Source organism: Amycolatopsis sp. WAC 04169 (assembly GCF_003947535.1).
Taxonomy (GTDB): Bacteria; Actinomycetota; Actinomycetes; order Mycobacteriales; family Pseudonocardiaceae; genus Amycolatopsis; species Amycolatopsis keratiniphila.
Genome location: NZ_QHJI01000002.1, coordinates 64794 through 86969 on the forward strand (window position 1 = coordinate 64794; position 22176 = coordinate 86969).

Consider the following 22176-nt stretch of genomic DNA (forward strand, 5'->3'; position numbering starts at 1 on the left):
CCTTTGGAGGTGTGTCGTGATCGAAGAACATTTCGCGGCTTTGAGCGAGGCCGCCGGGAAGTCCGCTTCCTGGTCGCCGAAGATCCGTGGCTGGGGTGACCACCTCGCCGCCGTGCTGTCCGCCGGCGGACGGCTGCTCGCCTGCGGCAACGGCGGGAGTGCCGCCGAAGCGCAGCATCTCACCGGGGAGCTGGTCGGCCGGTTCCGCAACGACCGGCAGCCGTTCTCGGCGATCGCCCTGCACGCGGAGACCTCGGCCGTGACCGCCATCGTCAACGACTACGGCGAGCACGAGGTGTTCGCCCGGCAGGTGCGCGCGCACGGCCGCTCCGGCGACATCCTCGTCTGCCTTTCCACCAGCGGGAGCAGCCAGAACGTCGTCGCGGCCGCGAAGGCCGCCCATGAAATCGGCATCACCACCTGGGCGATCACCGGCCCCTCACCCAACCCGCTCGCCGCGCTGTGCTCCGACGCGATCCCGGTGGAGGCGCCGTCGATGGCGACCGTGCAGGAGGTCCACCTCGCCTTGGTGCACGCCCTGTGCACCGCGCTGGACGACGCGCTCGGGGTGCCCACGTGAGGCCGCTGGTGGTCCTGGGCGACGCCTTGCTGGACGTCGACGTCGACGGCACGTCGGACCGGCTCTGCCCGGACGCGCCCGTACCCGTGGTCGACCTGATCCGGGAATGGCGGCGGCCGGGCGGCGCCGGGCTGGCCGCGTTGCTCGCGGCCCGCTCCACCGCCGAGGTCGTGCTGGTCGCACCGCTGGGTGATGATCAGGCGGGCCGGATCCTGACCGGGCTGCTGGAGCGCGAGGTCCGGACGGTACCGATGCCGTTGCTCGGCACCACCGTCACCAAGAAGCGGGTGCGCGCGGCTGGACAGTCACTGATCCGTCTCGACAGTGGTGACGGCAGGGCCGAGTTCTCCCCGCTCACCTCCGGCGTCCGCGAGGCGCTGCGGTCGGCGGGCGCGATCCTCGTCGCCGATTACGGCCGCGGGGTGACCGGCCATCCGGAGATCCGCGCGCTGCTCGCCGAGCTGGCGGGCAGTGTCCCCATCGTCTGGGATCCGCATCCCCGCGGCAGCGAGCCGGTCCCGGGAGTCCGGCTGGCCACCCCGAATCTCGCCGAAGCCGAGCAGCTCACCGAGACCCGCGCCGACCCCGGGGACCTGGCGAAGCGGATGCACGCGCTGTGGAAGGCCGACGCGGTCAGCGTCACCACGGGCGCGCACGGCGCTGTGCTGACGGAGGGCGGACCGTGTATGACGTTCCGGCCGCCGTCGGGGGTCGTCGCCAAGGACACGTGCGGCGCGGGTGATCGCTTCGCGTCCGCGGTCGCCGCGGCGTTGCTCGACGGCGCGTCCACCGCCGACGCCGTGGCGGCCGGCGTCGAGACGGCGGCCCGGTTCGTCGCGACCGGCGGCGCCGCCACCCTGTCCACAGTGGACAACGCGCCCGAGCCGGAGTCCCGCCACGATGGTATTTCGGCGTTCGACGTCGCGGCACGGATCCGTGCGCGAGGCGGCAGGCTCGTGGCCACGGGCGGCTGCTTCGATCTGCTGCACCCCGGACACGCCACCCTGCTGCGGCAGGCGCGTGCCCTGGGCGACGGTCTCGTCGTCTGCCTCAATTCCGATGCCTCGGTGCGCGGGCTGAAGGGACCGGGGCGGCCGATCGTGACCGCCCGCGACCGCGCCCGGCTGCTCACCGAACTCGCTTCGGTCGACGCCGTCGTGGTGTTCGACGAACCCGACCCGGCCGCGGTGCTGGACCGCCTGCGCCCGGACGTCTGGGTCAAGGGCGGCGACTACGCCGACACCGAACTCCCCGAAAGCGCCGTGGTGCGACGGCACGGCGGCGAAATCGTCCTGATCCCGACCATCCGCGGCTATTCCACCTCCCGGCTGGTGGCCGCGGCGGAAGGAGCATGATGCGTCCTCTCGGCAACGTCCTGATCACCGGCGGCGCGTCCGGCCTCGGTGCCGCGACCGTCGAAGCCGTCCGCGAGGCGGGCGGCACCCCTCTCGTCGTCGATCGCGCCGAACCGGCGGGCGACGTCGCGTTCGTCCAGGCCGACCTGTCCGACTCCGCCGCGGCCGCGCGCGCCGTCGACGAACTCGCCGAACGGGCGGGCGGGATCGACGGCGTCTTCACCGCGGCGGGTACCGACGCGTGCGGCCCGCTCGACGAAGTGTCCACTGAGGACTGGGAGCGCGTGATCCGGGTCAACCTGCTCGGCACCGCCGCGGTCGTCCGGGCGGCGCTCCCCCATCTGCGGCTGAGCCGCGGCACGGTGGTGACCTGCGCGTCGACGCTGGGCCTGCGGGTCGCCGGGGACGCGAGTGCCTACTGCGCGTCGAAATTCGGCGTCGTCGGCTTCACCAGGGCGCTCGCCATGGAGCTCTCGGGCCGGGTCGGGGTGACGCTGCTCATCCCCGGCGGTATGCACACGGCGTTCTTCGACGACCGGGCCGAGCAGTACAAGCCGCCGCCGGACGCGAAACTCAACCAGCCCGAGCACGTCGCGGCCTCGGTGGTGTTCGCCCTGTCCCAGCCGCCAGGTTGTGAGGTCCGCGAACTCGTGGTCTGCGCTTCGGAAGAAGGGTCGTGGCCGTGACCGGTGGCATCCTCGTGCTGCGCGCGCTCGGCCTGGGCGACCTGCTCACCGCGGTCCCCGCCTTGCGCGCTTTGCGCCGCGCCTTCGCAGACGAGCGGCTGGTCCTCGCCGCTCCGGAGAACCTGCGCGACCTCGTCGAGCTGATCGACGCCGTGGACGAGTTGCTCCCGACTGCCGGGCTCGGCGAACTGTCCTGGCCCGGCGAGCCGCCTCGGCTGGCGGTGAACCTGCACGGCCGCGGCCCGGAGAGCATCCACGATCTGCTCGCCCAGGATCCGCTCGAACTGATCACCCACCGGCATCCCGACTTCCCCGGCGTCGACGGCCCCGACTGGCCCGCCGAAGCGCACGAAGTCGACCGCTGGTGCCGTCTGCTCGAGGCCGCGCGTATCCCCGCCGATCGCGACGACCTCGCCCTGCCCCCGCCGCCCGGTCCCAGCCCGGCGTCGGACGCGGTGGTGATCCACCCTGGCGCCGCCTTCGCCGCCCGGCGCTGGCCGCCGGACCGGTACGCGCGGGTGGCGCGGGAACTCTCCGCCCGGCATCGCGTGGTCGTCACGGGAAGCACGCCGGAGGCACCCCTCGTCCGCGCGGTCGTGGAGGAGGCCGGGCTTCCCGACGAGGCGGCTCTCGTGGGCGGCGGCCTCGCCGAACTGGCCGCGACCGTGGCCGAAGCGCGGCTGGTGATCTGCGGCGACACCGGTGTCGGCCACCTCGCGACCGCGTACGGGACGCCGTCGGTGCTGCTGTTCGGGCCGACCCCGCCGCGGCTCTGGGGCCCGCCGGCCGGAGACCCGCGGCATACGGTCCTCTGGGTGGGGGACGTCGGCGACCCGCACGGTGACGCACCGGATGCGGGGCTGCTGCTGTTACGTGAGGAACGCGTCCTCACCGCGGCCGAGGATCTGCTCCGGACGGGAGCTCCCCGTGGTTGAGCGGGTGGGGGTGATCGGCGCCGGGTACGTCGGGCTCACCAGCGCGGCGTGTTTCACGCATCTGGGGCATCAGGTGGTCTGCGTCGACAACGATCTGTCCAAAGTAGACGATCTGAACCGGGGTGAGGTCACCATCGCCGAACCCGGGCTCACGGAACTGGTCCGGGACGGGCTGGGCTGCGGGCGGCTCCGTTTCACCGGCACTCCGCAAGAACTGGCCGATGTGGACTTCGTGCTGCTGTGCCTGCCCACACCCAAAGGGGAGAACGGGGACGCCGACGTCCGGATGCTGGACGAGGTCGTGGCCACGCTGCCCGGGCTGCTCGCGCCCGGCTGCGTCGTCGTCACCAAGTCGACCGTGCCGGTCGGCACCGGGACCCGGCTGGCGGAGTCGCTCGGGCCGGACCTGCCCGTGGTGAGCAATCCCGAATTCCTCCGCGAGGGACACGCCGTCGAAGACTTCCTCAATCCCGACCGGGTCGTCCTCGGCGCACTTCCCGGGAACAGGACGGCAGCGGAGCGGGTGGCGACCCTGTACGGGGAGACGAACGCGCCGGTGTGGTTCACCGATCCGGCGAGCGCCGAGCTCGCGAAGTACGCCAGCAACGCGTTCCTGGCACTCAAGGTGTCCTATGTGAACGTCCTCGCCGAACTCTGCGAGCACTACGGCGCCGACATCCGCGACGTCGGACGGCTCATGGGACTCGATTCCCGGATCGGGCCGGCCTTCCTCGTCCCCGGCCCCGGCTGGGGCGGCTCGTGCCTGCCCAAGGATACCGCCGCGCTGCTGCGGACCGCCGAACACGCGGGGGTCGACTTCGGCATCCTCCGTGACGCCATGAAGGCCAACGCCCGTCAGCGGGCGGCCGTGGTGCGGAAGATCCGCCTCGCGATCACCGGGGTTTCGGACGGCTCGCTCTCGGGCATCCGTATCGGGTTGCTCGGACTGGCGTTCAAGGCGGGAACCGGGGATCTGCGCGATTCCCCCGCCCTTGCGGTCGCGCGGGAGCTCGCCAGGAGCGGCGCGGTGCTGACCGCGTACGACCCCGGCGTCGAAGCCGTCGAACCGGACACCGTCCAGGTCGTCGACGACCCGTACCTGGTGGCGAAGGACGCGGCGGCGCTGGTCGTGCTCACCGAGTGGCCCGAGTTCCGCGAGCTCGACTGGGACCGGCTCGCCGCCGCCACCGGCCACGCCGTCGTCGTCGACGCCAGGAATCTCCTGGACCCGGCGACCGTCGGCGAAGCGGGCTTCGTCCACACGGGACTCGGCACCGATCCGAACAGGAGGACAGGATGACCCAGCCGTTGAAGGCCCTCGCACTGGTGTGCTCGCTCAAACCGTCCCCGGCCCCGTCGAGCAGCGCGCTGATCGCGCAGCAGCTTTTGGACGAACTGGCCGGGCACGGCGCCACCGGGGAACTCGTACGCGTGGTCGACCACGACGTCAAACCGGGGGTGGAGGCCGACATGGGTGACGGCGACGCCTGGCCGGAGATCCGCCGCAAGGTCGCCGCCGCCGACATCCTGCTGATCTCGACCCCGACCTGGGTCGGCCACATGTCCAGCGTGGCGCAGCGGGTGCTGGAACGGCTCGACGCCGAACTGTCCGAAACGGACGACGAGGGCAGGCCGTCGATGTTCGGCAAGGTCGGCGTGACCGCCGTCGTCGGCAACGAGGACGGCGCGCACAAGATCACCGCCGATCTCTTCCAGGCCCTCAACGACGTCGGTTTCACCGTGCCCGCGCAGGGCGGCACCTACTGGAACGGTGAGGCGATGAAGGGCGGGGACTACAACGACCTCGACGAAACGCCGGAAGCGGTCGAATCGACCAACTCGACCCTGGCACGCAACGCCGTCCATCTGGCGAATCTGCTGCGCGAGCGCCAGTACCCCGCGTCCTGACCCCGAGGTGTAACCACCGGCCGGGCCGGGTACCCGTCTTCCGTGATCGTCAAGACGCTGGCGTTCGGTGTGTGCCTGCTGCTCGCCGGTTGTACCGGGGCGAGCGGGCAAGAGCCGGTGCGGGAAGCCGCCGGGCGGTTCCTCGGCGCGCTCGCGTCGGGTGATCACCGCTCGGCGTGCGCGCTGCTCGCGCCCCGGGTGCGGGAATCCTGGGCGGCGGAAGGCTGCGAACGCGGCCTGGCCGGCGCGAACGTCCCGGACGGCACGCCGGAAACGGTCTCGATCTGGAGCGAGGAAGCCCAGGTGAAGACCGCCCGCGACACACTGTTCCTGCACGAGTCGTCCACCGGCTGGGTGATCACGGGAGCAGGCTGCCGCCACCGCAACGAACAGGTCTACGACTGCGCGGTGGGTGGCCCATGAGAGCGCGTCCGGTGTTCACCGTCTATCTCGTCTTCGTCGTGGCCGTCCTCGGCTATTGCGTCCTGCTGGGCCTGCTGCACCGGTGAAGGGGGCGGATGATGCGAGTGTTCTTTCGTGACAACGCCCTTTCGCTGGGCTTCGGCTTGCTGTTCCTGCTGAGTCTCGCGGGGCAGGCGTTCGCCGGTCTCGCGAACTACAACGACGGGCGGCTCAGCCACGCCGCCGAGCCGGTCGGCCTGCTGGACTACCTGGCGTCCGCGGATTTCGCCGTCGACGTCGCCGAAAACTGGCAATCGGAATACCTGCAGTTCTTCCTTTACGTGTTCGCGACCGTGTGGCTGCTGCAACGAGGTTCCCCCGAATCGAAACCGGCCGACCGCGTCGGGCTCGAAACGGACGAGGACCAGCAGGTCGGGCCGCACGCGACGGCCAATTCACCGAAATGGGTGAAGGCGGGCGGCTGGCGCACGGGAATCTTCTCGATGTCACTCGGACTGGTGATGCTGGGGTTGTTCCTGCTGTCCTGGCTCGCCCAGTCCGTGGCCGGGATGAGCGCGTACAACGCCGAACAGCTCACCGAATTCGGCGATCCGGTTTCGTGGTTCGGCTATCTGGCGTCTTCGGACTTTTGGAACCGCACCCTGCAGAACTGGCAGTCGGAATTCCTCGCCATCGGCTCGATGGCGGTGTTCAGCGTGTACCTGCGCCAGCGCGGCTCCCCGGAATCCAAACCCGTCGGCGCGCCGCATCGGGCGACGGACGAATCCGGGTGATTGAACCACGGGGAACGGGTATCCGTCCGGCGTCGGACTGACGACCACGGACAGGAGTGTCCATGACCCCCACCACGGAACACGACCTCGTCACGGTGATCACGGAGGATCACCGCGCCTTCGAACGGATCTTCAAGGAACTGGAGTCCGGCAAGGGCGGTGACCAGCACCGCAAGGACCTGGCGGACCACGTGATCGCCGAACTCGTGCGGCATTCGATCGCCGAGGAACAGCACATGTACCCCGCCGCGCGGAAGCACCTCCCCGACGGCGACGAGGTCGCCGACCACGAGATCGAGGAGCACGCGGAAGCCGAACGGGTGATGAACGACCTCATCGGGCTGGAGCCGACGGACAACCGGTTCGACGAACTGGTCGGCAAGCTGATCGAGGACGTCCGGCACCATATCGAAGAGGAGGAAAGCGACCTGCTGCCCAAGCTCCAGGCCGCCTGTTCTCCGGAAGACCTGCGGGAGCTGGGCGAAAAGGTGTTGCGGGCCAAGGAGATCGCCCCGACCAGGCCGCATCCCGCCGCGCCGGACCGGCCGCCGGCGAACCGGATCCTGGCGCCGGGGACGGCGTTCATCGACAAGATCCGGGACGCGCTGTCGGACCGGGCGACCTGACCTTCGCCAGGCGCTCACGCTTAGGTCCAGCGCGTGAAGGCCCCCTTCCCTCGGCTGAGCCGAGGGAAGGGGGCCTTCACGCGCAAACGCGAGCGATCCTCAGAGTTCAGCAGGCGCATCCCGCACGGAAGACTCCGGCAACTCCCCCGTGAGCGCGAAATCCACCCGCCGCGCCACCGACACCACCTGGTCCGCGAACCGTTCGTAGAACCGCGCCAGCAGCGCCACCGAAATCGCGGGGGCGACGCCGTCGGCCCACTCCGGATCGGTCACCAGGGTCATCAGCTCTTCGTACAGCGCGTCGACCCGCTCGTCGGACCGGGCCAGCGAATGGAACACCTCCGCCGTCGGCCCGTCGATCGCGGACCCGAGGTCTTCCGCCATCGAACAGACGAGCCCGGCCATCTCACCGAAACGCCCGGCGAGCGCGTCGGGAACCGCGAATTCCGGCGCCCGCAAGGCCTGGTCGGCGATGTGCTGGGCGAGGTCGCCCATCCGCTCCAGCCGGTCGGCGCAGTACACCGCCGCGAGCACGGTCCGCAGGTCACCCGCCACCGGCGCCTGCAGGGCGAGCAGCTTCTGCGCGGACTCCTCGCATCGGGTCCGCGCCGCGTTCAGTCTCGCCTCGACCGTCGCCAGCTCGGCCGCGGCTTCGACGTCCCGGTCGAGGAAGACCCGGTTCGCCAGGTGCAGTTCTTCGCAGGCCATGCCGCACATGCTCGACAGGAGTTCGCCGAGAACGCTCAGCTGACCGTGGAATCGTTCCCTCATGTCAGCACTTTCGCAGGTTCGAGGACATACGTGGCGTACGCCGCGCGGATCACCGGCTGGGCGACGTTGCGTACCGGGACCCCGCCGGGGCTGACCCCTTGTTCGCTGCCGTAGTGCGCGTGGCCGTGCACGGCGAGGGCCACCTGGGCGTCGTCGATCGGCTCGCACAGCAGGTACGACCCCAGGAACGGGTGGATCTCCGGCGGTTCGCCGTGCAGGGTGCCGGGGATCGGCGAGTAGTGGGTCAGCGCGACGGTCACGTCGGGCTGCTCGTGTTCGAGGCCTTCCAGCGCGGCGCGCAGCCGCCTGGCCGTCGCCATGGTGTGCTCGACGAAATCCTTCATCTCGCGTTCCCCGAACCGGCTCGCGCATTTGCCCGCGAACCCGCCGCCGAAGCCCTTGACCCCGGCGACGCCGAGCTTCCCGCCCTCCAGTTCGACGGTGGTCGCCGAGCCCTCGAGGACGGTGACCCCGCTTTCCTCCAGCAGCCCGCTGACCGCTTCGGCCTCGTCCGAGTGGTAGTCGTGGTTGCCCAGCACCGCTATCACCGGGACGTCGAGCCCGGCGAACTCGTCGGCCACCACCCTGGCCTCGTCGACGCTGCCGTGCCGGGTGAGGTCGCCGGCGAGCAGCAGCACGTCGGCGTGTTCGGCGATGTTGTCCAGTGCCGGCCGCAGCAGGCCTCGGTTGTCCTCCCCGAGGTGGACGTCCCCGACCGCGGCGACCCGGATCACCGGATCTCCTCGGCGTGCGACGGCTCCCGGACGTCGGCCAGCCGGACGTCGTTGTGCACCAGCTCGGCCGCGATGTGATCGCAAACGACCGCCTCGATGTCGGCCTTGCGGTTGGCGCACGGAACCTCGCCGCTGAGCCGGACCTGGTCGCCGCGCACGGTGACGTGCACGCCGAGTTCGGCGGTCCTCGGGTCTTCCGCCAGCGCCTTGGTCAGCCTGGCGACCAGGTACTGGGGTGCTTCCTCGGGCATCGGGAGCTCCTTTCCGTCGACGATGGACAGTGCCGCGAGCAGGGTCAGGAACGACCACGCGTACGGCGATTCGGCGGTCTCTTCGGCCACTCGGTGCCAGTCGACCTGCTCGCGCAGGTCGCGCGCGATCCGCAGCAACGGCGCGAAATCGCACCGGTGCGGGCTGAGCACGAGGACCTTGTCGACGAGCAGATCGGTCCCGTTGAGCACGGGCGCGGCGGTGGCGCCGACCCGCATCAGCGAGGCTCGGTCGAGCATCTCGTCGGTGACCGGCCGATGGTTGGGCCGGAAGATCAGGTCGACGAGGCAGTCCCCGTCGTAGACCTTGGTGAGCCAGTCCTCCGGCGGGTGCTCCCGTCTCAGACCGGCCGCTTCCAGCGCCTTCGCCGCCTCCTCGATGTCCTCCTCCTTGAGGAAGAGGTCGACGTCGTGATCGGACGGCGGGCCGCCGCGCGCGTAGACGGCGAGGCCGCCGGCGACGGCGAACCGCACGTCGGTCTGGTCCAAAGTGGACACGACCCTGGTCAGCGTGTGCAGCAGTTCCTTCTCGTTCACGGTCGCTCCCCCACTCCGGTGGCCAGTTCGTGTCCCCTGCCGACGTCCGGTTTCAGCGGTTCGGTCGGGAATCCTTCGCCTTCCCGCAACCCTTTGAGGAAGGCTTCGATCGCATCCTCCGACGAGTATCGAGGCGTCCAGCCCAGTTCTTCCCTGGCGCGCGTGCAGTCCATCACCGGCAGGTGTAGAACGGCGTCGAACAGTCCCGGCGTGGCCGGGATCAGATGCAACGACCAGGCCGCGGCCAGCGCGCGACGGACGAACGGCGCCGGGACCTTCACCGGTTTGGCGCCGAAGATCCGCGCCAGCGCCCGGGTGTCCAGCACCGGATCGGCCGCGATGTTGAAGGCGCCCTTGACGTCCTGGAGCGCGCAGCGGCGATAGGCGTCGGCGACGTCCTCGGTGTGCGCGGTCTGGATCCTCAGCTGCGGGAGGTCCGGGAGTACCGGGATCAGCGACGGCCGTACGAGTTTGCCCGGGACGAACGGGCCGCCGAAGAGCCGTCGCTGCTCGGGCGCCGCGGCCTTCTGGAAGAGGAATCCCGGCCGCACCCGGACCACCCGCAGCCGCGGATGACTCCGGTCGAAGGCTTCGAGAACCCTTTCCACATAAGCTTTTTCGCGGGTGTACGCCGCCTTCGGCGACCCGTGGGTCGGCCAGTCCTCGGTCACCGGGTGGTCGTCGTCCCTCGGCGAGTACGCCCCGATCGACGACGCGTATACCAGCGACGGCACCCGCATCGCCTGCGCGGTTTCGAACACCCGGATCGAACCCAGCACGTTGGAGCGCCAGGTGACCTCGGGCCGGTGTGTGGGCTGGAAGAGCCAGGCCAGGTGGATGACCACGTCGGCGCCGTCGAACACGGAACGGAGGTCGTCGCGGGCGACGTCCGCGGTGACGAACTCGGTTTTCGGGCTCTCCCATCGGCTCGGGCGCCTGGCGACGCCGACGATGGAGCCGACCTCGGGGTCCGCGCCCAGTGCGCGGACCACCGCCGTGCCGACGTTGCCGGTGGCGCCGGTGACCACGATCCGCTTACCGCTCATGGGTACGGTTACCCACCGTCGCGTCGCCTTAATCGGCGCGGAGCCGCTGGACGAGACGCCGGGCCGGCAGCGCCATCGCCCCCAGCCCGATCGAGGTGGTGACCTCGTCCGTGGGGGTCACGAGCAGGTGGTCGATCTCGCCGACGAGGTCGCGGCATCGATCAAGCTTCTCCGGATCACCCGAACGGGCCACCTCGGCGAGGGCTTCGAGCAGTTCGCCGACCACCCCGCGCGCGTGCTCGCCGGGATGCCGGAACGGCTGCTCGCTGCGGGTGGCCTCGCTGACGGCGTCGATCAGCTGGGCGAGCGGATGCCACAGGGACACGAGGTTCGCCAACGGTTCCTCGCGGGTCTCACGCCGTCCACGGAGGTTCAGGTACCGGCCCTCCCGGGTCCAGCCGATCGCGTCCTCCGCCTCCGCGACCAGGCTGCGGACGTCCTCCATGCGCTCGTCCAGGCCGTCGGTCGTCTCGGCGCCGCGGACCAGTCCCGCGGTCTTGTCGAGGACGTCCGCGATAGCCGACGCCAGCCGGGTGGTCGCCGCCCGCAGGCGTTCGCCGTGCAGCGGGGGCAGGATCACCGCGGTGAGCACCGCGCCGATCGCCGCCCCCAGCGCGGTTTCCAGCAGCCGGTCGGCGAGCAGGACGGGTTCGGTCGCGTTGCCGTAGGAGATCAGCAGCATGCCGGTGATCCCGACCCACACCCCCGAATCACCGAACCCGCGCCACGAGCCGATCAGCAGGCCGACGAAGATGACCAGCCCGAGCGCCACCGTCACCGAAGGAATCAGCTGACCGGCGCCCGCCGCGAGCAGCACTCCCACACTGACGGCACCGACCTGCTGCGCCCAGCCCCGCAGCGACCGGTACACGGTGGCCTGCACCAGGAACACCGCCGCGTACGGCGCCAGGAAGGGCTGGGGCAGCCGAAGCACCGCCGTCGCGACGATCCACGCGATCACGGCCGCGGCGGTGGCCTTCGCGATCTGGACGAGACTCCGGCGTTCTTCCCCCGGCACCCGGAACGCCCGCGCGGCCCAGGCGAACGGCGTCTTCCCGCCCATCACGGACCCGGCGGGCCCAAGTGGACGACCTTGGTCTGGGTCATCTCGTCGAGCAACTCCGGCCCGTAGCCATAGCCGCTGCCGCTGGCACCGCGCGGATGGGCGGCCCCGCCGGGCGCGCCACCGAAGACGTTGTTGATCTTCACGGTGCCGACGGGGAGTTCGCGCCAGGCGCGCTGCGCGTGGGCCATCGACGAGGTGAGCACCGTGGCCGCGAGACCGTACTCGCCGGCGGCCGCCTGTTCGAGTGCCTGGTCGAAGTCCGCCGCCACGGTCACCGGTGCGACCGGGCCGAAGGTCTCTTCGGTCAGGACCCGCATCCCCGGGGTGCATCCGGCGAGGACGGTCGCCGGGTAGTGGGCACCGGGACCGTCGGGTACGAATCCTCCGGCGAGCGGGTCGGCGCCCTGCGCGATCGCCTCCGCGACCTGGGCGTGCACCCCTTCACGGTGGCGCCGGTCGACGAGCGGCGCCAAGGTGCGCTGACCGGCCTCGGCGACCAGCGCGGTGAGGAAGGCGTCCGCGACGTCCTGGTGCACGTGGATCCGTTCGACCGAGACACAGATCTGCCCGGAGTTGGCGAACGCGCCGATCGCCGCCTGCTCGGCCGCCCAGACCGGGTCCACGCCGGCGTCGACGACGAGCGGGTCGTTCCCGCCGTTCTCCAGCAAGGCCTTGGCGCCGGTCCGCGCCGCGTTCGCCGCGATCGAGCGGCCCGCGGCCGTGCTGCCGACATGCGCGATGACGTCGACGTCCGGATGGGCCGCGAGTTCGGCGCCGACGCTTCCGTCACCCTGCACGGTCTGGAGCACGTCGTCGGGAACTGCCTGTGCCAGCACGTTTCCCAGCCAGGCGCCGGTGTGCGGGCAGCGTTCGCTCGGCTTGTGCACCACCGTGTTCCCCGTGACCAGGGCCGCGCCCAGCAGCCCGCAGGCCACCGCGACGGGATCGTTCCACGGTGTCAGCGCGACGACCACGCCCCGGGGTTCCGGCACCATCAGGTCGGTGGCCGAAGGATCGCCCAGCAGGGACCGGCCCCGGTGCACCGGCCCCAATTCGGCGTACTGCTCCAAGGTCCCGGCTCCGGCCAGGACGCCCTCTTCGGCCTCGTCCCGGGGTTTGCCGGTCTCGCTCTCGATGAGGACGGCGAGTTCGCCCGCCCGCGACCGGAGCGACCGGGCCGCGTCCTTCAGCGCGATCCCGCGTTCGGCCGCCGGTGTGGCGGCCCAACCCGGGGCACTTCGCTTCGCCGTGGCGATCGCCGTTTTGACGCCGTCGGCCGTCACCGCTTTGACGCTGCCGACGAGACGGTCGTCGGCGGGATCGCGGATCTCCAGCACGGCAGGCCGGTCCACCGTCGTCATTCGCACCTCCTCGAAGTTTCCCGCACGCCGGTTACCCGGTGTCGTTTTGCCGAAACGGTGCCGGGGTAGCCGCGAGGGAACCCACCACCGCGAAGGGGCGAGACCTGTGGCACAGCATCGAGAAGACGCGAAGGACGAGCAGCTGGACGGAAGCCGGGTGGATCCGGAACAGTCCGTGCTGACGACACAGCAGGGGGTCCGCGTCGACCACACCGACGACTCGTTGACCGCGGGCAGCCGGGGCCCGACCCTGCTCGAAGACTTCCACGCCCGCGAGAAGATCACCCATTTCGACCACGAGCGCATCCCTGAAAGGGTCGTGCACGCGCGCGGCGCGGGCGCCTACGGCTTCTTCGAGGCCTACGACGACGCGCTGGCCGACTACACGGTCGCCGAATTCCTCACCAGCGGCGAGAAGATCCCCGTCTTCGTGCGGTTCTCCACCGTCGCCGGTTCCCGCGGTTCGGCCGACACCGTGCGCGACGTCCGCGGCTTCGCGACGAAGTTCTACACCCGCCAAGGCAATTACGACCTGGTGGGCAACAACATGCCGGTCTTCTTCATCCAGGACGGCATCAAGTTCCCCGATTTCGTGCACGCGGTGAAACCCGAGCCGCACAACGAGATCCCGCAGGCCCAGTCGGCTCACGACACCTTCTGGGACTTCGTCTCGCTCCAGCCGGAGAGCCTGCACATGGTGCTCTGGCTGATGTCCGATCGAGCGCTGCCGCGCAGCTACCGGATGATGCAGGGGTTCGGCGTGCACACGTTCCGGCTGGTCAACGCCGACGGCAAGGGCACCTTCGTGAAGTTCCACTGGAAACCCGTCCTCGGCACGCATTCCCTGGTGTGGGACGAATGCCAGAAGATCGCGGGCAAGGATCCCGACTTCAACCGGCGCGACCTGTGGGACGCCATCGAGGCCGGGCAGTACCCGGAATGGGAACTCGGCGTGCAGCTGGTGGACGAGGACTCCGAGCACGACTTCGACTTCGACCTGCTGGACGCCACGAAGATCATCCCGGAGGAGCAGGTGCCCGTGCGCCCGGTCGGGCGGATGGTCCTGGACCGCAACCCCGAGGACTTCTTCGCCGAGACCGAGCAGATCGCCTTCCACACCGCGAACATCGTCCCCGGTATCGACTTCACCAACGATCCGCTGCTGCAGGCCCGGAACTTCTCATACCTCGACACGCAGCTGATCCGGCTCGGCGGCCCCAACTTCTCGCAGCTCCCGGTTAACCGGCCGATCGCGCCGGTCCACACGAACCAGCGCGACGGGTACGGCCAGCAGAACGTCCACAAGGGACGGACGAGCTACTTCCCGAACTCGCTCGTCGGCGGCTGCCCGGCGATCGCCGATTCCGGCGTCTTCCGCCACTACACCGAAGCCGTCGCGGGCCACAAGATCCGGGACCGCAGCGAGAGTTTCAAGGACTTCTACAGTCAGGCGACACTGTTCTGGAACAGCATGTCGCCGATCGAACGCGAGCACATCGTCGCGGCGTTCCGGTTCGAACTCGGCAAGGTCGTGGACCGGGAGGTCCGGTCGCGGACGATCGCCGAGCTCAACAACGTCGACCACGATCTGGCCGCCGAAGTCGCCGAGGGAATCGGGGTGAGCGTGCCCGCCGCTCCCGTCACCCCGCACCACGACCGCACCTCCCCCGCGCTTTCGCAGCTCAACCAGCCTTCCGTCGCGCCGACCAGCCGGAAGGTCGCGGTGCTCGCCGCCGACGGCGTCGACACGATCGGTGTCGGCCGCCTGGTCGAGACGCTGACCGAGCAGGGTGCGATCGTCGAGGTCCTCGCGCCGACCGAGGCCGAACTCCGCCCGGGTGGTGAAGGGGATCCCTTGCGGCCGGACAAGCAGCTCAACACCATGGCGTCGGTGCTGTACGACGCCGTCGTCGTCCCGTGCGGCCCCAGCGCGATCAACGTCCTCGAACGCGACGGTTACGCGGTGCATTTCGTCGCCGAGGCGTACAAACACGGCAAGCCGGTGGCCGCGTTCGGCTCGGGTATCGACCTGCTGCGCCGGGCGGGGGTGACCTCGAAGCTGGCCGACGACACCGAAACCCTGATCGACCAGGGCGTCGTGACCACCACGGCGGCCGAAGCGACCCTCCCCGACGGCTTCTTCGCCTCGTTCACCGCACAACTGGGTGAACATCGCTCGTGGCTGCGGAAGACCGACGCGATCCCCGCGTGAGTTTGCCGCCGTCGCACCCGGGTACCGGAAGAGGGTGACCGACCTCGACTACACGATCGTGATCCCGACGACCGGCCGGGAGAATCTCCACGCGCTCCTTTCCGGGATCGAAGCCGCCGGGGAGCCACGGCCCGCGCGGATCATCGTCGCCGACGACCGGCCCGGCGGCGAGGATCTGCGGCTTCCTCCCTCCACAGCGGAGATCGAAGTCGTCCGTTCCGGCGGGCGCGGTCCGGCCGCGGCCCGCAACGCCGGCTGGCGGCGCGCGACGTCCGAGTGGATCGCCTTCCTCGACGACGACGTGCTGATCGGCTCGGACTGGCCGCGGAAACTCGCCGAGGACCTGCTCCCCCTCGGCCCGGAGACGGCCGCGTCGCAGGCACGTCTCGTCGTGCCGCTGCCGCCGGACCGCCGCCCGACCGACGACGAACGCGGCACGGCCGGTCTGGAGACGGCCCGGTGGATCACCGCCGACATGGCCTACCGCCGGTCCGCGCTCGCCGAGGTCGGCGGCTTCGACGAACGTTTTCCCCGTGCCTACCGGGAAGACTCGGATCTGGCGCTGAAGGTCGCCAAGGCGGGTCATCTCATCGCGCGAGGCGAACGCGTCACCGTCCATCCGCCCAAACGGTCGGGCCCGCTGGCCAGCCTGCGCGCCCAGCGCGGCAACGCCGACGACGCGCTCATGCGGCGCAAGCACGGTGTCCTCTGGCGACAGCAGACCGGGGCCGGGCACGGACGGCTCGAACGGCACGCGCTGACCACCGTGAGCGCGGCCGGCGCCGTGGCGTCGTTCGCGCTGGGACACCGCAAGGCCGCCGCCGCGGCGGCCGGACTGTGGGCGGGGCTGACCGCCGAGTTCGCGGCGCGCCGGATCGCTCCGGGTCCGCTCACCCCCGGCGAGGTGGGACGGATGCTGCTGACCAGCGTGCTCATCCCGCCCGCGGCCTGCTATCACCGGCTGCGCGGGGAGCTGAAGCACCGGCTGTCGCGGCGGCCGCAGGCCCTGTTGTTCGACCGGGACGACACCCTCATCGTCGACGTGCCCTACCTCGACGACCCCGACGGTGTGCGTCCCGTGCCCGGCGCCGGGGAACTCCTGCACGAGGTGCGTGCGGCGGGGATCAGGATCGGCGTGGTCAGCAATCAGTCCGGAGTGGCCAAAGGCCTGATCACCCCGGACCGGCTGGCCGCGGTGAACGCCCGCGTCGAAGAGGAGCTCGGCCCGTTCGGCACCTGGCAGGTCTGCGTGCACGACGACGGCGACGGCTGTGGCTGCCGGAAACCCGCGCCCGGACTGGTGCGGCAGGCCGCGGAGGCGCTCGGCGTGGACGTCCGCCGCTGTGTGGTCATCGGCGACACCGGCGCCGATGTCGACGCCGCCCTCGCCGCCGGGGCCCGCGGGATCCTCGTCCCGACCGCGCGGACCCGGCCGGAGGAGGTCGATCGCGCCCGCCGCCGGGCAACCGTCGCCCGCGATCTCGCCGAAGCCGTCCACCTGGCCGTCGCGGGTTCCCGATGAACGTGCTGGTCGCGAGGATGGACAACCTCGGCGACGTCCTGCTGGCCGGTCCCTGCGTCCGCGCGGTCGCGGCGGGTGCCGAACGCGTGGTCCTGCTGGCCGGCCCCCGTGGCCGCGCGGCGGGCGAACTGCTGCCCGGCGTGGACGAGGTCGTCACCTGGTGCGCGCCGTGGATCGACCCCGAGCCGCCGCCGGTCACCCGGGAAGACACCGAAGCGCTGGTCCGGCGCCTGCGCGAATACTCCTTCGACGCGGCGCTCGTGCTGACGTCGTTCCATCAGTCCCCGCTCCCGCTGGCCCTGCTGCTGAGGATGGCGGGCGTGCCGTGGATCGGCGCGGTCTCCGAGGATTACCCCGGATCGCTGCTGGACCTGCGGCATCGGGTGGCCGGTGACCCGCCGGAACCGGTGCGGATGCTTTCCCTCGCCGAGGCGGCGGGCTTCTCGTTGCCGCCCGGCGACGACGGCGGGCTCGCGATCCGCGGGCCGCTGCCGCCGGTGGAAAAGCTGGTCGGCGACGAGGATTACGTGGTCGTCCATCCGGCCGCGTCGGTCCCGGCCCGTCAGCCGTCCGCCGACCGCTCGGCCGCGATCGTGCGGGCGCTGCAGGCCGCCGGACGCCGTGTCGTCGTGACCGGCTCGCCGTCGGAAAGCGGGCTGACCGGGCAGGTCGCCGGGGACGCGCTCGATCTGGGCGGCCGTACGAACCTGTCCGAATTGGCGGCCGTGCTGGCCGCGGCCGACGTGGTGGTGGCCCCCAACACCGGCCCAGCCCACCTCGCGGCCGCCGTCGGCACACCGGTGGTCTCGTTGTTCGCCCCTGTCGTGCCGTCGTCGCGCTGGGCGCCGTACGGGGTGCCGTCCGAAGTGCTCGGCGACCAGCACGCGGCGTGCCGGGACAGCCGGGCCCGGGTCTGCCCCGTGCCCGGCCATCCGTGCCTGGACCGCGTCGCGCCCGAAGCCGTCGCCGACGCCGTGGCGCGCCTCAGCCGGGTGTGGTCTCGCCGCCCAGCGCGGCGATGACCTCACCGCTGTAATACGACGAAAGCCGGTTGGAGGCAAGGAAAACGTACGACGGCGCGAGATCGTCCGGATGGGCCGCGCGCTCGAACGGGACCTGGAGGCCGAACTTCTCCACCTTCTCCGGCGGGAACGTCGACGGGATGAGCGGTGTCCACACCGGACCGGGCGCGACACAGTTGATCCGGACGCCGCGATCGGCCAGCGCCTGCGCCATCGCGTACGTCCAGGCGTGCACGGCTCCCTTGGTCGCCGAATAGTCGATCAGGGATTTGTTGCCCCGCAAGCCGTTCACCGAGCCGGTATTGATGATGACCGAACCCTCGCCCAGATGGGGCAACGCGGCGTTCGTCACCCGGAAGAAACTGTGGATGTTCACGTCGAAGGTGTGCGTCCACTGCTCGTCGGTGAGCTCCTCCGGGGAGTCGACCGGCCACTGCGTGGCGACGTTGTTGACCAGGATGTCCAGCCCGCCGAGGTCCTTGACGGTCCGGTCCACGATCTCGCGGCATTGCGCCGCCTCGGCGAGATCACCCGGTAGGAGGAGACACTCGCGCCCCTCGGCGCGGACGCGTTCCTCGGTGTACTTGGCGTCCTCGTGCTCGTTGAGGTACGCGATCGCCACGTCGGCGCCTTCCTTCGCGAAGGCGATGGCGACCGCGCGGCCGATCCCGGAGTCGCCGCCGGTGATCAGGGCCCGCTTGCCGGCCAGCAGCTCGCGGCCCTCGTAGTCCTCCATGGAGTCACGAGGCGGCGGGTCCATCTTCGACGTCACGCCGGGCGGTTCCTGCTGCTGCGGCGGCCGGAGCTTCTCTGCCATCGGTTTCCCTCCCGTCGGGTGCTTTCGGGGACGGTTACCCGGATGGCCGCTCGCCTGAACATGCCTCGCGCAACGCCCGCGGAGGTGTGCGCGCGGGGTGTCGCGACCGATCGCATCCGCAGTGGTTGCGAAAGCCACTTTCGCAACGTTCAAGGTTGCGAAAGTGGCTTTCGCAACGCCCGCCGCCAAGCGACGACACCCGAAGCTCCGCCTGCACCGCCCACGTCCTGAAGGCCTCCTTTGAGACGTTGAGCGTCTCAAAGGAGGCCTTCACGGACTCGCGAGCCGAAACCTCAGTGCACCCGCCGATCCCCGGCAACCCCCCGGTACCGGATCGTCCACAGGCTCCGCCGGATGTAGGTGCGCTGCAGCCACCGGTCCCGCCCGTTATGCCGCGCGAAGAACTGCGACCGCGCGTGCAGGCCCTTCCGGTTGTTGATCAGCAGCGCCGTCCCCGGCTCGAGCTTCACCTGGTGCGCGACCTCGCGGCAGACCCGCTGCAACTCCTCCAGCGCCTGCTCCGCCTCGACGGTCTCCCCCACCACACCGTTGGCCGAGATCGCCACTTCGGGTGACTCCGCCGGCCCGGAGATCACCGGCACGAGGTCGGAGAGCACGTCGGCCCCCTTGGCCACGTCGCGCACGTAGCTGCCGGGCGCGTTGAGCCGGAACAGCGGGCGGCGCAGGACGTCGAGCACCTCCGGGTCCAGCGCGGCCGAGATGTCCCTGCCGTCGGCGTAGTAGGTGACGGCTTCCTTGTTGCCGTCCTGGCGGACGCAGTTCAGCACCAGGAAGTCCGGATTGGACACGTCGTAGCGGCCGACCTCGTCGTGCACGATGTCGTTGTGGAAGTTCAGGAACACGTGCGAGCTCTGGTTCGTCTGGCTGCGCGCCCCCGCCGACACCGGGACGACGTCGTGCACGAGCCGCCCGCTCTTCTCGGTGGTGAACCCGACGGGCTCGCCGAGCAGCTGACTCAGTCCCAAAAGGACGGTCTCGGCGACGAACGTCTTCTTGTCCTTGCTGGGTTCCCCGTCGATGGGCGTCTCCGGCAGCTCCGGGTCCACCGGCAGGTTGCGCACGAGCGCGACGCCGGGGGTGTCGACGTGCCTGCCGAAGTCCAGGATCGCCTGGAGCTGGTCGATCGGCAGCTTCGAGAACGTGACACGGAGCATCGCCAGCGAACGGTCGATGTCGTCGACGGGATTCGGGAAGGACCGCAGGTCGCTCCCGATCGTGTTGCGGACCTCGTCGTCGAGGACGACCTCGGCGAAGGTGCTGACTAGGGTTTCCTTGCTGGTCATGGTGTCCTATCCACTTTCCGCCGCCGCTGGACCGGCGGTCTCGTCTTGAACCTGGAAATGAGGGTGAGCGCGGGGGCGGTCGCGATCGTCGACACCAGCGTCATGATCACGAGCATCGCGAACACCGCCGGGCTGATCACCTTCAGCTGGAGGCCGACGTTGAGTACCACCAGTTCCGTCAGCCCCCGGCAGTTCATCAGCGCCCCGAGGGAGAGCGATTCGCGCCAGCCGACGCCGGTCAGCCGCGCCGCCGTCGTGCTGCCCGCCCATTTCCCGAACACCGCCACCGCCGTGATCAGCACGGTCCACAGCCACAGCGAACCGGAGCCGAGCAGGCTGAATTCGGTGTGCAGCCCGGTGTAGGCGAAGAAGAGCGGCAGCAGCAAGGTCAGGGTGACACTGCCGAGCTTCCCGGCGGCGCGGGCGACGACCGGATCCTTCCTCGGCGCGATCACCCCGAAGAGGAAGGCACCGAAGATCGCGTGGATGCCGATCTCGTTCGTGGCCAGTGCCGACAGCATGATCCCGCCGAGCAGGATCGCGAGCACCGCGGATTCCGGCACGCGCGCGAGCACCCTGGCCAGCAGCGGCTTGACGACGTAAATCATCGCCACGACGAACACCAGGGTGAGCCCGACGGTCAGGAAGACCTCCGACGGCGTCCCGCCCTGGCTGACGGCGACCACCACGGCCAGCAGGCACCAGGCGGCGACGTCGTCGACGGCGGCGCAGGTGAGCGCGAGCGCGCCCAGCGGCGTCTTCGCGATGCCGCGGTCGGTCAGGATCCGTGCCAGCACCGGGAACGCCGTCACGCTCATGGAGACCGCGATGAACAACCCGAACGCGAGGAAGCCGACGTCACCGCCGAACGCGGGGTACATGCCGAGCGCGAGCACGATGCCACAGACCATCGGCAGCGCGATGCTGACCTGGCTGACGGTCACCGCGGTGAACCCGCGCCGACGCACCGCGTCGAGATCGATCTCGGAACCGACCAGGTACATGAAGAAGATCAAACCCAGCTGCGACAGGATGTTGATCGCCGAGACCACCCCGCCGGGGAACAGCCAGCCGAACGCGGCGGGCCAGACGATCCCGAACAGCGACGGTCCCAGGAGGATGCCGGCGACGATCTCGCCGATCACCGCGGGCTGGCCGAGCCGCCGGGCCAGCACCCCCGCGAGGTGGCAGGCGCCCAGGATCACCGGAAGCGCGACCAGCAGGCGCGCGTAGGTGTCGGGCCCGCCGCCCGCGGCCTTGGCCCCGGTGCTCGCGACAGGCGCGTAGGCCGACCCGAGGCCGAGCACCACGACGACGACCGCCGCCGGAACCGCGACCAACGCGGCCCCGACGAGGATCCGGCGCAGCGCGGTACGCCCGCCCCGCTCCTGTACAGCCGATTCCATCTAGTCTCCTTGAGCGGCACGCAGTTCCAGCGTGCAGCATTTGACGCTGCCGCCCGCCTTGAGCAATTCGGACAGGTCGGCGCCGATCGGTTCGAACCCGTGTTCCCGCAGCTGCGCGGTCAGCTCGGTGGCCGCCTGCGGGAGCACGACGTGCTTGCCGTCGGAGACCGCGTTGAGGCCGAACACGGACGCGTCGGCTTCGGACGCCAGGATCGCGTCGGGGTACAGCTCTTTCAGCAGCAGACGGCTTTCTTCGGAGAACGCCCCCGGGTAGTACATGACCGTGTCTTCGTCGAGGACGGCGAGCGCGGTGTCGAGGTGGTAGTAGCGCGGGTCGATCAGCGTCAGCTTGGTCACCGGACGGCCGAAGAACTCACGGGACTCGTTGTGCGCCTCCGGGTTCGTGCGGAACCCGGTGCCGGCGAGGATCGTCTTCCCGGCGACGAGGTAGTCACCCTCCCCCTCGTTGACCCATTGCGCCTGCCGCACGTAGCGGTAGCCGTTGTCGCGGAACCACTTGAGATAAGCGTCGGACTCTCCTGCCCGCTGCACGTGGTGGAACCGCGCGACGAGCACCTGACCGTCGACCACGGTGGCGCCGTTGGCCGCGAACACCATGTCGGGCAGGCCGGGCAGCGGATCGAGCAGCTCGACACGATGTTCCAGATCGGCGTACAGATCACGCAGCCATTCCCACTGGGCGATGGCCAGCTCGGTGTCCGTCGGTTTCTTCGGGTCCATCCAGGGATTGATCGAGTACTCGACGTCGAAGTACGTCGGTCTGACCATCAGGTAGTGCCGTTGGGTGGCAGTCCGTGACACG

22 protein-coding genes are annotated in these 22176 nt (G+C 70.3%); 12 read left to right on the forward strand and 10 right to left on the reverse strand.

Annotated elements, in window-relative coordinates; genetic code table 11:
- Positions 1 to 16: 16 nt before the first annotated feature.
- The 9 genes from DMC61_RS05140 to DMC61_RS05180 all read left to right on the forward strand — a co-directional run bounded on the left by DMC61_RS05140 (position 17) and on the right by DMC61_RS05180 (position 7286).
- A complete protein-coding gene (locus tag DMC61_RS05140; protein WP_199749902.1) occupies positions 17 to 580 on the forward strand; it encodes an SIS domain-containing protein in 564 nt (187 codons plus the stop codon).
- Entirely contained in the window at positions 577 to 1935 is a 1359-nt protein-coding gene (locus tag DMC61_RS05145; protein ID WP_125687256.1) for a PfkB family carbohydrate kinase, read from the forward strand. Before DMC61_RS05140 ends, DMC61_RS05145 begins: the two co-directional genes overlap by 4 nt.
- Positions 1935 to 2621 (forward strand): SDR family oxidoreductase, encoded by a 687-nt coding sequence (locus DMC61_RS05150; RefSeq protein ID WP_125688051.1) that lies wholly within the window; start codon positions 1935 to 1937, stop codon positions 2619 to 2621. Before DMC61_RS05145 ends, DMC61_RS05150 begins: the two co-directional genes overlap by 1 nt.
- The gene (locus DMC61_RS05155) at positions 2618 to 3556 is read left to right on the forward strand and encodes a glycosyltransferase family 9 protein (protein WP_370456387.1); all 939 of its coding nucleotides are present in this window, start codon (positions 2618 to 2620) and stop codon (positions 3554 to 3556) included. The genes DMC61_RS05150 and DMC61_RS05155 overlap by 4 nt, the downstream gene beginning before the upstream one ends.
- A complete protein-coding gene (locus tag DMC61_RS05160; protein ID WP_199749903.1) occupies positions 3549 to 4856 on the forward strand; it encodes a UDP-glucose/GDP-mannose dehydrogenase family protein in 1308 nt (435 codons plus the stop codon). Before DMC61_RS05155 ends, DMC61_RS05160 begins: the two co-directional genes overlap by 8 nt.
- A complete protein-coding gene (locus DMC61_RS05165) occupies positions 4853 to 5464 on the forward strand; it encodes a flavodoxin family protein (RefSeq protein ID WP_125687260.1) in 612 nt (203 codons plus the stop codon). The genes DMC61_RS05160 and DMC61_RS05165 overlap by 4 nt, the downstream gene beginning before the upstream one ends.
- Positions 5465 to 5506: 42 nt before the next feature.
- The gene (locus DMC61_RS05170) at positions 5507 to 5887 is read left to right on the forward strand and encodes a hypothetical protein (RefSeq protein ID WP_125687262.1); all 381 of its coding nucleotides are present in this window, start codon (positions 5507 to 5509) and stop codon (positions 5885 to 5887) included.
- Between the two features lie 98 nt (positions 5888 to 5985).
- A complete protein-coding gene (locus DMC61_RS05175) occupies positions 5986 to 6660 on the forward strand; it encodes a DUF6766 family protein (protein WP_199749904.1) in 675 nt (224 codons plus the stop codon).
- 62 nt (positions 6661 to 6722) lie between these two features.
- Positions 6723 to 7286: a hemerythrin domain-containing protein gene (locus DMC61_RS05180; RefSeq protein WP_125687266.1), complete on the forward strand. Its 564-nt coding sequence runs from the start codon at positions 6723 to 6725 to the stop codon at positions 7284 to 7286.
- A gap of 99 nt (positions 7287 to 7385) precedes the next feature.
- On the opposite strand, the gene DMC61_RS05185 is transcribed toward DMC61_RS05180, so the two are convergent.
- From DMC61_RS05185 to DMC61_RS05210, 6 genes are read right to left on the reverse strand one after another with little or no spacing between them, the layout of a single operon-like run.
- Positions 7386 to 8057 carry a PhoU domain-containing protein gene (locus DMC61_RS05185; protein ID WP_016333528.1) on the reverse strand — a complete coding sequence of 224 codons (672 nt, stop codon included), beginning with the start codon at positions 8055 to 8057 and terminating at the stop codon, positions 7386 to 7388.
- On the reverse strand, positions 8054 to 8791 hold the full coding sequence (locus DMC61_RS05190; RefSeq protein ID WP_016333527.1) for a metallophosphoesterase: 738 nt from the start codon (positions 8789 to 8791) through the stop codon (positions 8054 to 8056). Before DMC61_RS05190 ends, DMC61_RS05185 begins: the two co-directional genes overlap by 4 nt.
- Complete coding sequence (locus tag DMC61_RS05195) at positions 8788 to 9597, reverse strand: nucleotidyltransferase family protein (RefSeq protein WP_125687268.1); 810 nt, start codon at positions 9595 to 9597, stop codon at positions 8788 to 8790. The genes DMC61_RS05190 and DMC61_RS05195 overlap by 4 nt, the downstream gene beginning before the upstream one ends.
- Positions 9594 to 10643, reverse strand: a complete 1050-nt coding sequence (locus DMC61_RS05200; RefSeq protein WP_125687270.1) for an NAD-dependent epimerase/dehydratase family protein — start codon at positions 10641 to 10643, stop codon at positions 9594 to 9596. Before DMC61_RS05200 ends, DMC61_RS05195 begins: the two co-directional genes overlap by 4 nt.
- 28 nt (positions 10644 to 10671) lie before the next feature.
- A complete protein-coding gene (locus tag DMC61_RS05205) occupies positions 10672 to 11706 on the reverse strand; it encodes an FUSC family protein (RefSeq protein ID WP_125687272.1) in 1035 nt (344 codons plus the stop codon).
- The gene (locus DMC61_RS05210; RefSeq protein ID WP_125687274.1) at positions 11706 to 13070 is read right to left on the reverse strand and encodes an aldehyde dehydrogenase; all 1365 of its coding nucleotides are present in this window, start codon (positions 13068 to 13070) and stop codon (positions 11706 to 11708) included. The genes DMC61_RS05205 and DMC61_RS05210 overlap by 1 nt, the downstream gene beginning before the upstream one ends.
- Before the next feature lie 106 nt (positions 13071 to 13176).
- Here DMC61_RS05210 and DMC61_RS05215 point away from each other — a divergent pair, with 106 nt between their 5' ends.
- The 3 genes from DMC61_RS05215 to DMC61_RS05225 are packed head-to-tail and all read left to right on the forward strand — an operon-like array spanning position 13177 to position 17826.
- On the forward strand, positions 13177 to 15282 hold the full coding sequence (locus tag DMC61_RS05215; protein WP_125687275.1) for a catalase: 2106 nt from the start codon (positions 13177 to 13179) through the stop codon (positions 15280 to 15282).
- Between the two features lie 34 nt (positions 15283 to 15316).
- Positions 15317 to 16804: an HAD-IIIA family hydrolase gene (locus tag DMC61_RS05220; RefSeq protein WP_125687277.1), complete on the forward strand. Its 1488-nt coding sequence runs from the start codon at positions 15317 to 15319 to the stop codon at positions 16802 to 16804.
- Positions 16801 to 17826 (forward strand): glycosyltransferase family 9 protein, encoded by a 1026-nt coding sequence (locus tag DMC61_RS05225; RefSeq protein ID WP_125687279.1) that lies wholly within the window; start codon positions 16801 to 16803, stop codon positions 17824 to 17826. Before DMC61_RS05220 ends, DMC61_RS05225 begins: the two co-directional genes overlap by 4 nt.
- Here the strand turns inward: DMC61_RS05225 and DMC61_RS05230 are convergent.
- The 4 genes from DMC61_RS05230 to ddaH all read right to left on the reverse strand — a co-directional run bounded on the left by DMC61_RS05230 (position 17789) and on the right by ddaH (position 22175).
- Positions 17789 to 18643, reverse strand: a complete 855-nt coding sequence (locus DMC61_RS05230; RefSeq protein ID WP_016333519.1) for an SDR family oxidoreductase — start codon at positions 18641 to 18643, stop codon at positions 17789 to 17791. The two genes, DMC61_RS05225 and DMC61_RS05230, sit on opposite strands and share 38 nt — an antisense overlap.
- Positions 18644 to 18936: 293 nt before the next feature.
- Complete coding sequence (locus DMC61_RS05235; protein ID WP_125687281.1) at positions 18937 to 19947, reverse strand: TauD/TfdA family dioxygenase; 1011 nt, start codon at positions 19945 to 19947, stop codon at positions 18937 to 18939.
- Positions 19944 to 21353, reverse strand: a complete 1410-nt coding sequence (locus DMC61_RS05240; RefSeq protein ID WP_125687283.1) for a cation:proton antiporter — start codon at positions 21351 to 21353, stop codon at positions 19944 to 19946. The genes DMC61_RS05235 and DMC61_RS05240 overlap by 4 nt, the downstream gene beginning before the upstream one ends.
- Entirely contained in the window at positions 21354 to 22175 is an 822-nt protein-coding gene (gene ddaH, locus DMC61_RS05245) for a dimethylargininase (RefSeq protein WP_125687285.1), read from the reverse strand.
- Position 22176: the final 1 nt, after the last annotated feature.

What these genes read in the sequence shown, in the direction of transcription:
- DMC61_RS05150 (WP_125688051.1), top strand. Translation starts at nt 1,935, where the DNA reads ATGCGTCCTCTCGGCAACGTCCTGATCACCGGCGGCGCGTCCGGCCTC.
- DMC61_RS05165 (WP_125687260.1), top strand. Translation starts at nt 4,853, where the DNA reads ATGACCCAGCCGTTGAAGGCCCTCGCACTGGTGTGCTCGCTCAAACCG.
- DMC61_RS05175 (WP_199749904.1), top strand. Translation starts at nt 5,986, where the DNA reads ATGCGAGTGTTCTTTCGTGACAACGCCCTTTCGCTGGGCTTCGGCTTG.
- DMC61_RS05180 (WP_125687266.1), top strand. Translation starts at nt 6,723, where the DNA reads ATGACCCCCACCACGGAACACGACCTCGTCACGGTGATCACGGAGGAT.
- DMC61_RS05185 (WP_016333528.1), bottom strand. Translation starts at nt 8,057, where the DNA reads ATGAGGGAACGATTCCACGGTCAGCTGAGCGTTCTCGGCGAACTCCTG.
- DMC61_RS05200 (WP_125687270.1), bottom strand. Translation starts at nt 10,643, where the DNA reads ATGAGCGGTAAGCGGATCGTGGTCACCGGCGCCACCGGCAACGTCGGC.
- DMC61_RS05205 (WP_125687272.1), bottom strand. Translation starts at nt 11,706, where the DNA reads ATGGGCGGGAAGACGCCGTTCGCCTGGGCCGCGCGGGCGTTCCGGGTG.
- DMC61_RS05210 (WP_125687274.1), bottom strand. Translation starts at nt 13,070, where the DNA reads ATGACGACGGTGGACCGGCCTGCCGTGCTGGAGATCCGCGATCCCGCC.
- DMC61_RS05225 (WP_125687279.1), top strand. Translation starts at nt 16,801, where the DNA reads ATGAACGTGCTGGTCGCGAGGATGGACAACCTCGGCGACGTCCTGCTG.
- DMC61_RS05230 (WP_016333519.1), bottom strand. Translation starts at nt 18,643, where the DNA reads ATGGCAGAGAAGCTCCGGCCGCCGCAGCAGCAGGAACCGCCCGGCGTG.
- DMC61_RS05235 (WP_125687281.1), bottom strand. Translation starts at nt 19,947, where the DNA reads ATGACCAGCAAGGAAACCCTAGTCAGCACCTTCGCCGAGGTCGTCCTC.
- DMC61_RS05240 (WP_125687283.1), bottom strand. Translation starts at nt 21,353, where the DNA reads ATGGAATCGGCTGTACAGGAGCGGGGCGGGCGTACCGCGCTGCGCCGG.